The sequence below is a fragment of the Brucella sp. TWI432 genome, assembly GCF_039674445.1.
Taxonomy (GTDB): domain Bacteria; phylum Pseudomonadota; class Alphaproteobacteria; order Rhizobiales; family Rhizobiaceae; genus Brucella; species Brucella chromiisoli.
In genome coordinates, this window is the sequence record NZ_JBDJNL010000001.1 from 832703 (window position 1) to 848070 (window position 15368).

Here is a 15368-nt window from a genome sequence, read left to right on the forward strand (position 1 = left end):
ATGGCGACTGTTGTTCTGCAGGCCGTGGGCGCTGCTGTCGGAGGCATTTTTGGTCCTGTGGGTGCGGCTATCGGCGCAGGTCTTGGTGCCATGGGCGGATATGCCATCGACACGGCAATCATCAATTCTACCCGTCATATGGAAGGGGCGCGCCTCAATAGCGGCCGCGTGGCCACGGCAGAAGAGGGCGCTGCATTGCCATTTGTCTATGGGACAGCACGGCTTACGGGCACGCTGATCTGGGCAACCCGTTTTGAGGAAAAGAAAACCACCGAGCGCCAGGGCGGCAAGGGCGGTCCGAAAGTCACCAGCTACAGTTATTTCGGCAATGCAGCCTATGCAGTTGCCGAAGGTGAAATTGCTACTATTCGTCGTGTATGGGCCGATGGGCAGGAGCTTGATCTTACCGAGATCGAAATGCGCATTTATCACGGCACCGATACCCAGCAGCCGGACCCGCTGATTGAGGCAAAGCAGGGTACGGGCAATGCACCCGCTTATCGCGGTACGGCCTATGTGGTTTTCGAACGCATTCCGCTTGACACTTACGGAAACCGATTTCCGCAGTTTCAGTTTGAGGTTCTGCGACCGGTTGGAAAACTGGCACAGAATCTTCGTGCCATCGCGCTTATTCCGGGGTCAACTGAATTTGGTCTTTCGCCTGATCCGGTTACGGATCGGGTCTTCTTCGGTGAACGCCGCACACTTAACCGCAATGCAAAGCGCGGTCGAAGCGACTGGACGGTGGCCATGGATGAACTGCAAGCGCTGTGCCCTCAATTGCAACACGTGGCTATCGTTCTGCCGTGGTTTGGCGATGATCTGCGTGCAGCATCATGTAAAATTCGCCCCGGTGTCACGCATCAGGCGTCGCTGTTATCAAGCCAGATATGGAAGGTCGAGAATGTCACGCGCGCTCAGGCGCATTTGATTTCGACGAGCGGCAAGGGCGCGGCCTATGGCGGAACGCCATCCGATCAGAGCGTGATCAGTGCCATCCGCGATGCGAAAGCGCGCGGTCTTAAAGTCACATTATACCCTTTTATCATGATGGATATTGCGGCTGATAATCAGTTGCCGTCTCCCTATGGTGGAATTGGGCAATCGGTCTATCCATGGCGCGGACGTATCACCTGCCATCCGGCAATCGGTGAAACAGGTTCGCCAGATACAACGCCTGAGGCGGGAAGTCAGGTTGAGGCTTTCGTCAATGGAACATGGGGTTACAGACGTTTTTTGAATCATTGTGCAAATCTTGCGGTACGGGCCGGTGGAGTCGATGCGTTTTTGCTGGGATCTGAATTGCGCGGCCTGACAAGCATTCGCGATGCTCGAGAGAACTTTCCATTTGTCACGCATCTTTGTGCGCTCGCCGGTGAAATGCGTGTGAAGCTTGGGGCGGGTTGCCGCATCAGTTATGGCGCAGACTGGACCGAATATTTTGGTTATCAGGCGCAGGACGGAACCGGCGATCTTTATTTTAACCTCGACCCGCTCTGGTCGCATCCGGCAATAGATGCCGTTGGCATCGACAATTACATGCCGCTTTCCGACTGGCGAGATAGTGATCTTCGCGGCGGCAATCCCGATGGTTTCGAGGGGCCCTATGATCTTGATGGACTGCTACAGAGTGTTGAGGCACGTGAAGGTTTCGACTGGTATTATGCCAACAGTCAAGACCGGGATGAGCGCAAGCGCACACGCATCACTGACGGGCTTGCGGGGAAGCCATGGGTCTATCGTTACAAAGACATTCGTGCATGGTGGAGCAATCCGCATCATAACCGGATTGATGGTGAGGAGGTTGCAGCACCGACCGGTTGGGTGCCGCAGTCAAAGCCCATTTGGTTTACGGAACTCGGATGTCCGGCAGTCGATAAGGGACCGAACCAGCCCAATGTATTTCCCGATCCAAAATCGTCGGAAAATGCCACGCCCTATTTTTCGAATGGCTCGCGCTCCGATATCGCAATGGATCGCTTCCTGCGCGCGCATTATTACTATTGGCCTCAAAATAATCCGGTCTCGCCGGTCTATGGCGGGTCAATGCTGGATATGGACCGCATTTATCTCTGGGCCTGGGATACGAGGCCTTTCCCGGAATTTCCGCTGAAAGGGGATGTGTGGGGTGATACGCCAAACTGGCGGCTGGGTCATTGGTTGAACGGCCGGCTGAGTGGCGTTGCCCTTGATGAACTGATTGCCGCAATCCTTGAGGACTTTGATTTGCCGCAAGCTGATTGTTCCGGTGCAGATGGACATTTGACCGGCTTCGTCATTTCAGAACCCTCCACAGCGCGTGGCGTGCTTGAACCTTTGGTGAATGTATTTGGCGTTCATGGTTTTGAGCAGGCGGGAACATTCGTCTTCCGCAGCATTGGACGTACCGCACAAACGCTGGATGTTGCGGACCTGTTGGTCGAGCCGCATGATGGTGATGCGCTGACCTCTGTTCTTGAAGACCAGGGCGATTTGCCCAGCGTGGCGGAGCTTTATTGCAACGATCCTCTGCGTGATTTTCAGGTCGTGGGGGCATCCGTGCGCCGCGATGCGGGAAAAGGGACAGAGAGTCTCAGCCTTTCAGGTTCGATGGAAACAGGACAGGCAACGGCCCTGGCTGAAGGCTGGATGGCACGTCGCTATGCGGAGCGGCGCACAGCAAGCTTTTCATTGCCCTGGTCGGCAGCAGCCCTTCATGTCGGGGACCGGGTACGGATCGATATTCTGGGCGGTGAGCGTGATTATGTGGTGTCATCGCTCGAAGATGGTGAGGTGCGAGCGGTCAAGGCGGTGGCGTTAGCGCCCAATGTCGCCTTTGCCGACAGGGGCGAAACACCACAGCTTTCGCCGGGCGGATCAGTTTCTGATATGAAGCCGATTTTCCATCTGATTGATCTGCCGCTCTGGCCGGGTGCGGAAGATCCCGCTGGTCAGTTTCGCATTGCTTGCCATGCCAGACCATGGCGTGGCGTGGCAATTTATGCTTCGCCTTCCGATGATGGTTTTGCCGAGCGTAATATGATTGGGGAGCGCGCGGTTATGGGAGAACTCACCGCGGCACTTGGATCAGGTCCGAGTGGACGTCTGATCGAAGCGCAGACCATAGACGTGGTGCTTTATTCGGGTGAACTGCAATCAAAGCCGATCGCACAAATTCTCAATGGTGCCAATATGGCAATGATAAAATCTCCCGATGGAAAATGGGAGGTGGTTCAGTTTCTTGAGGCCGAGGAAGTTGGACAGAATCAATGGCGATTATCGCGGCTTTTGCGCGGCCAGCTTGGCACAGAAGCGGCAAGCCGCATCGAAAAACCCATCGGAACGCCATTTGTGCTCTTTGATGGCGGCGTACAAAGCATTGGATTGCAGGCAAATGAAATCGGGCTTGAGCTCAATTGGCGGATAGGCGCGGCAGGCAAAACCTTCTCGGATGAGTATTTTGATACTGTGAAAGTCATCGGTGGTCTGAACGCTTTGAGACCTTTAAGCCCTGTTCATCTCAGGGCAGAACGGCTTGGTAATGGTGATCTGTCGCTGCATTGGATACGGCGCGGGCGTGTAGATGCCGATAGCTGGATGGGCGCAGATATTCCGCTGGGGGAGGACGCAGAAGCCTATCGGATTGAAATCTGGCAGGGGGAAACGCTTGTCCGAAGTTTAGAGGTGCAGACGCCATCATGGATCTATCCGAATGCTGAACGAATGGCTGAGGTTGGAGCCAACAGTTTTGAGCTGCGGATTGCGATGTTGAGCGCAAGAATAGGCGCGGGCGATTTTGCCTCAATCGAAATTCAGAATGTTTTGTAAAATGAAAGGACACGTCATGAGTGAAGACAAGCCTTGGTATCTTTCTCGCACTATCTGGGCCGGGCTGGCCGCGCTTTTTCTGTCGCTGGCTGGCGCTTTTGGCTTCATCAGCGATGCGGTGGATCATGGTGCTTTGACTGATGTAATGCTGCAACTTGCCACTGCAATTGCCGGTCTTATTACCATTTTTGGAAGGTTAGGGGCAACTTCGCGCATTTCATAATTTCATAAACCGTGATAGCAAAGTTCTGAAGATCGCCTGATACCGGAATATTGACGGATGTTTCGGAAGATATTATGCGTAAAAACAATAGTTTAGAATGGCTTCGGTCTGAGGCTGTTTTATGGGAAAAATTCCTTTGCGTTGATCATCTGCGTGTATCGTTCATGCATCGTTCAGATGAAAGGCGCTATATAAGGGACATGATGAAACAGAACCCTGCTCTCAAAATTTTCGCGCTTCTGGCCGTTAGCATTGGTCTGTTGCCTGTTAACGCCGGTGCCTTGCCAATTGCTACCCCGCAGAAGTCCAACATGCTGATTGCCGCCGCAGGTGATTGCGCGGCAGTCGGCGAACAAGTGGCCGCCTCACAGGGGGGCCAGTTGGCCAAGGCAACACCCACCACACAGAACGGTCGCGCTATGTGCGTGATCGTGGTGCTCGTGCCGGGGCGCGATGGCGAACGTCCGCGTCGTGTCGAAGTGGCTGTTCCTGCGCAATAACTTACTTTGCTAGAGAATATAGGCAAGGCAACATAGGCAAGGGAATATGGCTTGCGTATCCTGATTGTTGAAGATGACAAGGACCTGAACAGGCAGCTCTCGGATGCGTTGGGTGCAGCAGGTTATGTTATTGATAGCGCTTTTGATGGCGAGGAAGGTCATTATCTGGGCGACACTGAGCCCTATGATGCGGTGATCCTTGATATTGGCTTGCCGCAGATGGATGGCATTAGCGTGGTTGAGCGCTGGCGGCGCAGTGGCCGCACAATGCCTGTTCTGATGCTGACGGCGCGGGATCGCTGGAGCGACAAGGTTGCTGGTATTGATGCCGGTGCCGATGATTATGTTGCCAAACCTTTTCATATTGAGGAAGTGCTGGCCCGATTGCGTGCATTGATTCGTCGCGCTGCCGGGCATGCTTCATCTGAGCTGGTTTGTGGTTCCTTACATCTTGATACGAAGACATCCAAGGCAAGCGTCGATGGCGTCGCGCTCAAGCTCACATCCCATGAATATCGCCTGCTGTCTTATCTGATGCATCATATGGACGAGGTCGTTTCGCGAACTGAACTGGTTGAGCATCTTTATGATCAGGATTTTGATCGTGACTCGAACACGATTGAAGTTTTTGTCGGACGCCTGCGCAAGAAGATGGGTGTCGATCTGATCGAAACCGTGCGCGGTATGGGATATCGCATTCGCTCGGACGAGCAGGGAGATACGAAAGGGACCGGGAACTGAAGCTTCTCAGCGTTTTCCCTTCTTTACGATCCCTTGCGATACGCGTCGTCACCCTATCGACGCTCTGGGTTATTCTGGGGCTGGTCGTTGTCGCGACACTTATCAGCACACTTTATGGCGATGCGGCGCGCAATAATTTCGAGCGGCTTCTGACGGCGCACCTTTTCAGTCTTGTTGGTGCCGTGAGCATAACACCCGATGGGCTTCTGCAGGGCCGCCCGGAATTGGGTGATCTGCGATATTCCAGCCCGCTCTCCGGTTGGTACTGGTTTGTTGACCCCATTTCTCCCAACACCAATGGCAAATTACAGTCCCTTTCTTCAGTGGGGCGTATCGTGCCGGAAATGCCGGTTTCGCAGGCGCCTTTTGATAGCTCGTTCATGCGCAGCTACACCTTGCCAGGTCTCAACGGTGAAGAGCTTTACATCGTTGAAACGGAAGTGGTGCTCGACAATGACAACCGTGTTGCGCGTTTTCGCGTGATGGGAAACCTCAGTGAAGTGTTAAGTGAAATTTCGGACTTTAGAAGGAAACTTGCATTCTATCTGGCGATTTTTGGCCTAGGCAGTGTTTTCATTAATGCAGGCATTATTCTTTTTGGTCTGCGTCCTCTCGATAAAGTGCGTCAGGCTTTGGCTGATATTCGAGAGGGGCGTTCTGCGAAGCTTGATACATCGCTGCCAATTGAGATTGCCCCCCTTGCGGTTGAAATGAATGCGCTGATTGAAAACAACCGCCGTATTGTCGAGCGCTCGCGCACGCAGGTCGGGAACCTTGCGCATTCGCTAAAAACGCCGCTATCGGTCCTTGCCAATGAGGCGCGTACAATGGGTGGTCAGCAGGGGCGGCTTGTACTGGAACAAAGCGAGGCAATGCAGGTCCAGATCCAGCATTATCTGCAACGAGCACGGATTGCGGCACAACGTGACAGTGTTGTGTTTCGCACCCTGGTTACGCCTGTTCTTGAACGCATGGAGCGGGTGACAGCAAAGCTCAACCCTTCTTTGAAGATCACTTTCAGAAACACCCTGCCGGAAGCAGTCTTTGCTGGTGAGAAGGAGGATCTGGAGGAGATTGTCGGAAACCTTCTGGAAAATGCGGGTAAGTGGGGGCGCAGACGGATAAAGATTGTTTTGCGGTCTGCAACGGATTCGCAACGGCAGTTTGAAATTCTGATCGAAGATGATGGTGCGGGGCTTGCGCCGGATAAGATGGATGCGGCCCTGAAACGTGGCAATCGTGTTGACGAAACGAAGCCGGGAACAGGTCTTGGTCTGGCAATCGTTCAGGATACGGTGCGCGAGTATGGGGGGACTCTGCATCTGGGGAAAAGCGATATGGGGGGGCTTCAGGTGCGCGTTGTGTTGCCGCTGACCGAAGATTGACTGTTGCGTTTGGCTCAAGGTGATTTAGAAGATTGAAGTTATTAGCTGTATTCTGCGATAGTATGCATGCTCATTTATTATGAAGGCCGGTTTATTATGATGGTTGTATCAAGGTTTTCTGCTCCGATTCTGGTTGCTTCAATGGCGATTGCGCTTTCTGCCTGCGGTACGTCCGGCGGCGGAAAGGGTTCGGGGCTGACTTCACTTGGTGGTCTTTCTGCTCCAGCTAACACGCGCCCGGCTGACACACGTCCTGATCTGCTTGCTTCACTCGGTAATGGGCTTCTTGGCAGTTCAGCAGCGCAATTGACTGCAGCTGACCGCAAAACCGCGCTTGAAGCGGAGTATCGCGCGCTCGAATATTCGCCTGCTGGCAAAGCAGTGTCTTGGAGCGGCAGTGGGTCGGCTTCTGGTGATGTGACCGCCGCACAGCCTTATCAGGTCGGATCCCAGAATTGCCGCCAATATACCCATAGCTTTACGATTGCGGGAGCACCACAAACTGCACGTGGAACGGCTTGTCGCAATACGGATGGAAGCTGGACGCCATTAACCTGATTTGGCCTTTGCGGCGAATTGCCCTACTATGCGACTTATAGCAGGTTAGTGTTGGTTTTTGCCTCGGCTGGGATTAAGTCTCAGCCATGGAATTCTGGTTGACTGCCGCACTGCTGACTTTTGCAGCTACATTGACTGTTTTGTTGCCGCTGACGCGGAACAAGCAGGAATTTTTGCCCCCTGAAAAAAACGATCTGGAAGTTTATCGCGATCAGCTGCGTGAGATCGAAGCCGATGCCGCACGCGGCATGATTGATGCGCCAAGCGCTGAACAGGCACGTATCGAAATTTCCCGCCGTATTCTCAATGCCGAGAAAGCCAGCACGGATGCAGCCGCGCAAATGAAGAAGTCCCGCTCCGGACGCCTGCTTGCATTTATGGCTGTTCTGGCTGTGCCGTTGATCGCGTGGGGTGTTTATCCTTTGTTTGGCGCGCCCGATATGCAGTCCATGCCGCTTGCCGCGCGTCTGGAAAATACTCCGCAGAACAGTTCGGTTGACGAGCTTATTGCGCGTGCTGAAACACATCTTTCTCAAAATCCGAATGATGCACGCGGGTGGGATGTCTTGGCGCCAATTTATCTGCGCATTGGCCGTGGTGCCGATGCGGTCAACGCTTATCGTTCAGCAATTCGTCTTGAAGGCGAAAACTTTTCTCGCCTTCTTGGGCTTGGTGAAGCCTTGATTGCAGTGTCAGGTGGGCCGGTGACGGCAGAAGCTGAAGAATTATTCAACAAAGCAGCAAGTTTGAACCCGAAAGATATTCGCCCGCAATACTACCTTGCGCAGGGCGAAGTTCAGGATGGCAATACCGAAGGTGCTGTGAAGCGGTTACAAAGTCTGCTTGATGAAGCGCCTGCTGAAGCACCATGGCGTGCTCAGATTGAGCAGGCAATTGCCCGTATTAAGGGGGCTGTTGCGGCCCCGCCGCCTGCCAATGGCCCAACGACAGAGGATGTGGCTGCTGCTGCTGCCATGAATGCCGATGATCGTCAGGCCATGGTTGAAGGCATGGTTCAACGCCTTGATGATAGCCTTCGCAACGACGGTGACAATCTTGACGGCTGGAAGCGGCTTGTGCAGGCTTACATTGTTCTTAATCGCCGCGATGCGGCCCTTGATGCGTTACAACGTGGTGCGGAAGCGCTCAATGTTGAGAAGCGGGATGAGCTGAAAAGCTTTGCCGCAGGGCTGGGGCTTGAAGCAGGGAGCGCAACCCAATGAGTGCGACTGCAGAAAATAATGATCGGAAAGCGAAACCGACAGGCAGTCTTGCCCGCGCCGTCAGCCAGAGGAAGCGCAAGCGCCTTATCATGATTGGTGGAGCGCTGACTGTTCTTGCGGTCGCGGTCGGCCTCATGCTGATGGCTTTTAGTCAGGATATTCGTTTTTTTCGAACACCTGCGGATTTGACTGAACAGGAAATCACGTCCGGGGCCCGCTTTCGTCTGGGGGGGCTTGTGGAAGAGGGATCTGTTACGCGGGTTGGCAGCGAATTACACTTCACAGTCACCGATACAATTAAAACCGTCAAAGTTGTGTTTGAAGGTATTGCACCTGATCTCTTTCGGGAAGGGCAGGGTGTTGTCGCCGAGGGGCGCTTCGGCCCTGACGGCGTATTTCGCGCTGATAGTGTGCTGGCCAAACATGATGAAAATTACATTCCTAAAGATCTCGCCGACAGCCTGAAGGAAAAGGGCGTGTGGGAAGGGCAATGATGAGATCGGGATATAGAACATGAATGTTGAAATCGGTCATTTTGCCCTTGTGCTTGCACTGGCTTTGTCTGTGGTGCAATCTATTGTTCCGCTTGTGGGCGCGCAACGCAGAGATATGCAACTCATGTCCGTTGCAGCCCCCACTGCACTTGCAGTTTTCTCACTGATTGCCTTTTCCTTCATCGTTTTGACTGTTGCTTATGTCACATCCGATTTCTCGGTGCTGAATGTGGTCGAGAACTCCCATTCGCAGAAGCCGATGCTTTATAAAATCACCGGCGTCTGGGGTAATCACGAAGGCTCGATGCTGCTGTGGGTGCTGATTCTTAGTTTTTTCAGCGCACTTGTTGCAGCCTTCTCGGCCAATCTGCCTGAGACACTGCGCGCCAACGTTCTGGCTGTTCAAGGCTGGATTGCCACGGCTTTTCTTGCTTTTATCATTTTCACATCCAATCCTTTCATACGCATCTTTCCAGCGCCGATGGAGGGGGGCGATCTCAATCCGATCCTTCAGGACATCGGCCTCGCCATCCATCCACCGCTGCTTTATCTGGGATATGTCGGCTTCTCAGTCTGTTTCTCTTTCGCTGTTGCGGCGCTTATCGAGGGACGCCTGGATGCTGCATGGGCTCGCTGGGTGCGCCCATGGGCACTGCTTGCATGGATGTTCCTGACGGGCGGCATCGCGATGGGTTCCTACTGGGCCTATTATGAACTTGGCTGGGGAGGCTGGTGGTTCTGGGATCCGGTTGAAAACGCATCCTTCATGCCATGGCTTGTCGGCACTGCATTGCTGCATTCGGCAATTGTGATGGAAAAGCGCTCGGCGCTGAAAATCTGGACCGTCCTGCTCGCAATATTGACCTTCTCGCTGTCTTTGCTCGGCACATTTCTGGTGCGCTCCGGTGTGCTTACATCGGTGCATAGTTTTGCAACCGATCCGGGGCGTGGGCTATTTATCTTAGCCATCCTTGCGATCTTCATTGGCGGTTCCCTGTCGCTTTTTGCGCTGCGTGTTCAAAGCCTTTCGTCGGGTGGGCTGTTTCAGCCGATTTCGCGCGAAGGCGCGCTGGTGTTTAACAATCTTTTCCTCACAACGGCGGCAGCAACGGTGCTGATCGGTACGCTTTATCCGTTGCTTCTGGAGGTTCTGACGGGTGAGAAGATTTCAGTTGGCGCACCATTCTTCAACATGACATTCGGGCCGTTGATGATTCCGCTGCTGCTGGCCGTGCCTTTCGGCCCGCTTCTGGCCTGGAAACGCGGTGATCTTTATGGCGTCGCTCAACGGCTGATGACCGCCTTCGCCTTGGCTTTGATTGTCTTTGGCATCGTGCTGTGGCGCAGCAATGCGCATTCGGTGATGGCAGCACTTGGCATCGGTCTCGCGGCATGGCTTATCTTTGGCAGCCTTACCGACCTGTGGCTCAAAGCAGGGATCGGTAAAGTTTCGGCAGGCAAGGCATTCTCACGCTTCATCGGTCTGCCGCGTTCGGTCTTCGGCACATCGCTCGCGCATATGGGCCTTGGCTTTACGCTGCTTGGCATTGTCAGCGTCACAACCTTTGGCACGGAAAATGTCGTTGTTATGCGTTCCGGTGATACGGTCAGCATTGCCGACTATTCGCTGCGCTTTGACGGACTGCGCCCGCTAACGGGCTCTAACTTCACAGAAAATCGCGGCGATTTTACGCTGTTCGATTCCTCAAATCGTGATCTTGGGCAGATCCACTCCTCCAAGCGCTTTTTCCCTGCGCGTCAGATGCCCACAACTGAATCGGGCATCCGCACACTGTGGTTCAGCCAGATCTATGTCGCTCTTGGTGATGAGCCGGGTGAAGGATCCATCGTTGTGCGGGTCTGGTGGAAACCATATGTCACACTCATTTGGTACGGCGCTCTGGTGATGATGCTTGGCGGCATCTTCTCGCTGGCCGATCGGCGATTGCGCATCGGCGCTCCGTCGAAAGCGCGCAAGTCTTCGTCCAAGCAGGCAGGGGCAAGCGCATGAGACTCTCCCAAAAACTCGCGGCGTTTTTTTTAGGATTTTCATTGATACTATATGGTTCTGCTGCTTTGGCAGTGAACCCCGACGAGATTCTGCCTGATCCTCAGCTTGAAAGTCGTGCGCGTCAAATCTCGGCTGAACTTAGATGCATGGTCTGTCAGAATGAATCGATAGACGATTCCAATGCCGAACTCGCACGAGATTTGCGCATATTGGTGAGGGAGCGCCTGACATCGGGCGATACCGATCAGCAGGTTATCGATTTTGTGGTGGATCGTTACGGTGAATTCGTTCTGCTCAAGCCGCGCTTCAATGCACAGACAGCTCTTTTATGGGGTTTCCCTGTGCTTCTTCTTTTAATTGGTGGCATCGCACTTGTTTTTGCATTTCGCAGAAGAAGTGCTGTCGTTGAAGTGCAAAAGCCGCTTTCTGAAAGCGAAAGAGCCCAGCTTTCCCGGCTTCTTGACGACAAATAATCGCGTTTGAGCGGGAATTATAAGCTCTATTCTTACAAAAGTTTCATCTTGCGGAAATTGAGCGGTAAGGTAGCCCATACTATCTTAAGCTCTATAAAGAGTTCACAGAGCTGGTAAGCCATGTAACGGCGCGCTGGTCCGAGAATATTGCTCGCAAGGAGAGACTTATGTTTAAAGCGACTAATTCCAGGTATCGTAAGGGCGTTGCAGCCTTGGCACTGTCGGCAGCGCTCGCTGGCGGTTTTGTCGCAACCGGCCCTTTGGGCGCATTGCAGGATGCCCGTGCTGAAGCTGTCCGCGTTACCGGTCCCCAGCAGGCAGGCTTTGCTGATCTTGTTGAAAAGGTTCGCCCTGCTGTTGTCAGCGTGCGGGTGAAGAAGGAAGTGCAGGAAGTTGACAATCAGGGTCAGCAGTTCGCGCTGCCTCCAGGCTTTGATCAGCTCCCGGACGGTCATCCGTTAAAGCGCTTCTTCCGTGATTTCGGTATGGAGCCACGCGGTGATGCGCGCCCGGATGATCGCCGTCAGGGCAAGCGCGGTGCAAAGCCGCGTCCAGGTCACGAACGTCCGTTTGCGCAGGGTTCTGGCTTCTTCATTTCAGAAGACGGCTATCTGGTTACCAACAATCATGTCGTTTCCGATGGTGACGCTTATAGCGTTGTGATGGATGATGGCACCGAATATGATGCCAAGCTCATTGGCACCGATCCGCGCACCGATCTTGCTGTGCTCAAGGTTGATCAGCCTAAGCATAAATTTACCTATGTCAGTTTTGGTGACGATAACAAGGTCCGTGTCGGTGACTGGGTTGTCGCTGTCGGTAACCCCTTTGGTCTTGGCGGCACCGTGACATCCGGTATCGTTTCGGCGCGCGGTCGTGATATTGGTGCCGGCCCTTACGATGACTTTATCCAGATTGACGCTGCGGTAAACAAAGGTAATTCCGGTGGTCCGGCTTTTGATCTCTCCGGTGAAGTGATCGGCATCAACACCGCGATCTTCTCCCCATCTGGCGGCAGCGTTGGTATTGCCTTCGCAATTCCGGCTTCCACTGCCAAGCAGGTTGTGGATCAGCTGATCAAGACAGGTTCGGTTGAACGTGGTTGGATTGGTGTTCAGATTCAGCCTGTCACCAAGGACATTGCAGCATCGCTCGGTTTGGCGGAAGAAAAAGGCGCAATCGTTGCCTCGCCACAGGCTGATGGCCCTGCTGCAAAGGCAGGCATCAAGGCAGGTGATGTGATCACCGCAGTTAATGGTGACCCTGTTCAGGATCCACGTGATCTTGCACGCAAGATTGCCAAGATTGCACCGGACGAAAAGGCAGCATTGACGGTCTGGCGTAAAAATAAGGCTCAGGAAATCGACGTTACGATTGCCGCTATGCCTAAGGATGCAGGCAAGGCCACAACCCAGTCCGATGATGGCAACAGCGATCAGGGTGAAACGCTTGACAACTATGGTCTGACGGTCACGCCTTCAGAAGAAGGTGACGGTGTTGTTGTAACCAATGTTGACCCGGACAGCGATGCTGCGGATCGTGGCATTCGTTCTGGCGATACGATTGTTACTGTCAATAATCAGATCGTGAAGAGCGCGAAGGATATCGACAAGGCTATTGCCGAAGCATCGAAGGCAGGTCGCAAGGCTGTGTTGCTTCAGATCCAGAGCAATGATCAGAGCCGCTTCGTCGCTCTACCAATCGATCAGGGTTAATGCTGTACTGTTGGTCTTGCTGTGATTAAATCTGGTGCCAGGCGGACGATCCGCCTGGCATTGCTTCATTTTCTCCAACGACCCGGTATAGTAACGCCATGAAGATTCTCGTTATCGAAGACGACCGCGAAGCGGCCCGCTATCTTGAGAAGGCCTTTACCGAGGCCGGTCATTCTGCTGATATTGCCGGTGACGGCGAGACTGGTTATGCACTGGCGGAACATGGCAGCTATGATGTGCTGGTCGTTGATCGGATGCTGCCCAAGCGCGATGGACTTTCTGTCGTTGCAGGTCTTCGGGCGAAGGGCTTGGAAACGCCGGTTCTCATTCTTTCTGCCCTCGGCGAAGTGGATGATCGCGTAACGGGTTTACGTGCGGGTGGTGATGATTATCTCACCAAACCCTATGCATTTTCCGAGCTTCTGGCGCGTGTGGAAGTTTTGCAGCGTCGCTCGAGTCCGCGCGAGGCCGATACGATTTATCGCGTTGGTGATCTGGAACTCGACCGTCTCGCACACACCGCACGCAGACAAAACGTCGACATCACACTCCAGCCGCGCGAATTCCGTTTGCTTGAATATCTGATGCGTCATGCCGGACAGGTCGTGACGCGCACGATGTTGCTCGAAAATGTCTGGGATTATCACTTCGATCCCCAGACCAACGTGATTGATGTGCATATTTCGCGCCTGCGTTCAAAGATCGAAAAGGGATTTGACGGTCCGCTGCTGCACACGGTGCGCGGTGCAGGTTACATGTTGAAAGCCGGACGTTCCAAGCCAGCTGCGAATGCCGGGACAGCCGTTTCCGGAGGACAAGAGTGAGCCGTTTTTCCGCACTTATGCGGACAACTGCCGTGCGATTGTCCACGCTCTACCTGTTGCTTTTTGCAGTGGGCGCGGTCGCGCTTGTTTTTTACATGACAAATCTGTCGGCTTCAATTCTCAATGGCCAGACGCAGGAAGCTTTGGGCGAGGAAGTTGCAAGCATTGGCAAGGCCTATGCGCGTGGCGGCATACCTCAACTCGTGCGGACAATTGATTATCGTTCCCGTCAGCCGGGCGCTTATCTTTATCTTGTCGCCGATCCATCGGGGCGTATTCTCTCCGGCAATGTCGAAGGTGTCGAGCCGGGTGTCCTTGATACGGATGGCGTGGTTGAACGCGCGTTCAAATATCGACGCTATGGCGATCAGGGGGCTGAAACCGAGCATCGTGCGATTGCCGTGGTGATTGCGCTGCCCAATAGTATGCGCCTGCTGGTCGGCCGCGATCTGGGCGAACCGGAGCGTTTCCGCGATCTGGTGCGTAGCTCGCTGATGCTGGCACTTGGTATCATGGGCGTTGGCGCACTTCTGATCTGGTTCTTTGTTGGCCGTCGGGCACTCAAGCGCATTGATGATATGTCGCGTGCATCACAGCGCATTATGGATGGTGATCTGACAGGTCGGTTACCGGTTAATGGTTCGGGCGACGAGTTTGATCGCTTGTCCGGCAATCTCAACGTCATGCTTGGGCGCATTCTTGAGCTGAATGAGGGGCTGAAACAGGTTTCTGATAACATCGCGCATGATCTCAAGACACCGCTGACACGACTGCGCAATCGTGCTGAAGAAGCGCTCTCGCGCAAGAAAACCGGCCCGGAATATCGTGAAGCGCTTGAGGCTATGATCAGCGAATCCGATCAGCTGATCCGCACATTCAACGCCATCTTAATGATTTCGCGTCTCGAAGCGGGCTATTCGACTGAAAGTCTTGAAAACATGTCGGTGGCGTCGATTGTCAGGGACGTTGCGGAAATGTATGAGCCGGTTGCCGAAGATGCTGGCGCTGCTTTGACGCTTGGAACGTTGGACGATGTGCCTTTGCATATCAACCGCGAATTGGTCGGCCAGACGGTTTCAAACCTCGTCGATAATGCCATCAAATATGCTTTGCGAAGCGAGAAGGATGCTGCCGTCAGTCTCTCTATGGAGCGCGATCAGCAATGGGTGCGCATTGTGGTGGCCGATAACGGTCCGGGGATTCCCGAGGACAAGCGTGAACAGGCGACAGAGCGTTTCGTAAGACTTGAGGAAAGCCGCACGCAGCCGGGTTCAGGGCTCGGTTTAAGCCTTGCCAAGGCGGTCATGAAGTTGCACGGTGGCGCTCTTCGTCTCGAAGACAATGGTCCCGGTCTGCGTGCTGTTCTGGAGTTTCCGTTGGTAAAAGATGAAAAACCATAATGGCTTAGAGCGCA

13 protein-coding genes are annotated in these 15368 nt (G+C 53.9%); all 13 read left to right on the plus strand.

The window, feature by feature from the left end; translation table 11 throughout:
- The 13 genes from ABE527_RS04155 to ABE527_RS04215 all read left to right on the plus strand — a co-directional run bounded on the left by ABE527_RS04155 (position 1) and on the right by ABE527_RS04215 (position 15354).
- Entirely contained in the window at positions 1–3807 is a 3807-nt protein-coding gene (locus tag ABE527_RS04155; RefSeq protein ID WP_499696209.1) for a baseplate multidomain protein megatron, read from the plus strand.
- A 16-nt stretch (positions 3808–3823) separates the two neighbouring features.
- Positions 3824–4030 (plus strand): hypothetical protein, encoded by a 207-nt coding sequence (locus tag ABE527_RS04160; RefSeq protein WP_499696210.1) that lies wholly within the window; start codon positions 3824–3826, stop codon positions 4028–4030.
- Positions 4031–4233: 203 nt separating this feature from the next.
- Positions 4234–4530 carry a hypothetical protein gene (locus tag ABE527_RS04165; protein ID WP_265983858.1) on the plus strand — a complete coding sequence of 99 codons (297 nt, stop codon included), beginning with the start codon at positions 4234–4236 and terminating at the stop codon, positions 4528–4530.
- Between the two features lie 51 nt (positions 4531–4581).
- Positions 4582–5271: a response regulator transcription factor gene (locus ABE527_RS04170; protein ID WP_265983210.1), complete on the plus strand. Its 690-nt coding sequence runs from the start codon at positions 4582–4584 to the stop codon at positions 5269–5271.
- A 74-nt stretch (positions 5272–5345) separates the two neighbouring features.
- Positions 5346–6656 (plus strand): ATP-binding protein, encoded by a 1311-nt coding sequence (locus ABE527_RS04175; RefSeq protein ID WP_499696324.1) that lies wholly within the window; start codon positions 5346–5348, stop codon positions 6654–6656.
- 96 nt (positions 6657–6752) lie between these two features.
- On the plus strand, positions 6753–7214 hold the full coding sequence (locus ABE527_RS04180; RefSeq protein WP_265983211.1) for an RT0821/Lpp0805 family surface protein: 462 nt from the start codon (positions 6753–6755) through the stop codon (positions 7212–7214).
- 86 nt (positions 7215–7300) lie between these two features.
- Positions 7301–8437 (plus strand): c-type cytochrome biogenesis protein CcmI, encoded by a 1137-nt coding sequence (gene ccmI, locus ABE527_RS04185; RefSeq protein WP_499696211.1) that lies wholly within the window; start codon positions 7301–7303, stop codon positions 8435–8437.
- Entirely contained in the window at positions 8434–8931 is a 498-nt protein-coding gene (gene ccmE / locus ABE527_RS04190; RefSeq protein WP_499696212.1) for a cytochrome c maturation protein CcmE, read from the plus strand. Before ccmI ends, ccmE begins: the two co-directional genes overlap by 4 nt.
- A gap of 19 nt (positions 8932–8950) precedes the next feature.
- On the plus strand, positions 8951–10942 hold the full coding sequence (locus tag ABE527_RS04195) for a heme lyase CcmF/NrfE family subunit (protein WP_499696213.1): 1992 nt from the start codon (positions 8951–8953) through the stop codon (positions 10940–10942).
- Positions 10939–11415 carry a cytochrome c-type biogenesis protein gene (locus ABE527_RS04200; protein WP_265983216.1) on the plus strand — a complete coding sequence of 159 codons (477 nt, stop codon included), beginning with the start codon at positions 10939–10941 and terminating at the stop codon, positions 11413–11415. The genes ABE527_RS04195 and ABE527_RS04200 overlap by 4 nt, the downstream gene beginning before the upstream one ends.
- 167 nt (positions 11416–11582) lie before the next feature.
- Positions 11583–13130 (plus strand): Do family serine endopeptidase, encoded by a 1548-nt coding sequence (locus ABE527_RS04205; RefSeq protein ID WP_396996406.1) that lies wholly within the window; start codon positions 11583–11585, stop codon positions 13128–13130.
- A gap of 98 nt (positions 13131–13228) precedes the next feature.
- Positions 13229–13954, plus strand: coding sequence for a response regulator transcription factor (locus tag ABE527_RS04210; protein ID WP_499693555.1), 726 nt, complete (start codon positions 13229–13231; stop codon positions 13952–13954).
- 17 nt (positions 13955–13971) lie between these two features.
- Positions 13972–15354, plus strand: coding sequence for a sensor histidine kinase (locus tag ABE527_RS04215; protein ID WP_499696325.1), 1383 nt, complete (start codon positions 13972–13974; stop codon positions 15352–15354).
- Positions 15355–15368 lie beyond the last annotated feature (14 nt).

Bases quoted from the DNA above. Each gene is read 5' to 3' on its own strand.
- ABE527_RS04155 (WP_499696209.1), top strand. From the start codon at position 1: ATGGCGACTGTTGTTCTGCAGGCCGTGGGCGCTGCTGTCGGAGGCATT.
- ABE527_RS04160 (WP_499696210.1), top strand. From the start codon at position 3,824: ATGAGTGAAGACAAGCCTTGGTATCTTTCTCGCACTATCTGGGCCGGG.
- ABE527_RS04165 (WP_265983858.1), top strand. From the start codon at position 4,234: ATGAAACAGAACCCTGCTCTCAAAATTTTCGCGCTTCTGGCCGTTAGC.
- ABE527_RS04180 (WP_265983211.1), top strand. From the start codon at position 6,753: ATGATGGTTGTATCAAGGTTTTCTGCTCCGATTCTGGTTGCTTCAATG.
- ccmI (WP_499696211.1), top strand. From the start codon at position 7,301: ATGGAATTCTGGTTGACTGCCGCACTGCTGACTTTTGCAGCTACATTG.
- ccmE (WP_499696212.1), top strand. From the start codon at position 8,434: ATGAGTGCGACTGCAGAAAATAATGATCGGAAAGCGAAACCGACAGGC.
- ABE527_RS04195 (WP_499696213.1), top strand. From the start codon at position 8,951: ATGAATGTTGAAATCGGTCATTTTGCCCTTGTGCTTGCACTGGCTTTG.
- ABE527_RS04200 (WP_265983216.1), top strand. From the start codon at position 10,939: ATGAGACTCTCCCAAAAACTCGCGGCGTTTTTTTTAGGATTTTCATTG.
- ABE527_RS04205 (WP_396996406.1), top strand. From the start codon at position 11,583: ATGTTTAAAGCGACTAATTCCAGGTATCGTAAGGGCGTTGCAGCCTTG.
- ABE527_RS04210 (WP_499693555.1), top strand. From the start codon at position 13,229: ATGAAGATTCTCGTTATCGAAGACGACCGCGAAGCGGCCCGCTATCTT.
- ABE527_RS04215 (WP_499696325.1), top strand. From the start codon at position 13,972: ATGCGGACAACTGCCGTGCGATTGTCCACGCTCTACCTGTTGCTTTTT.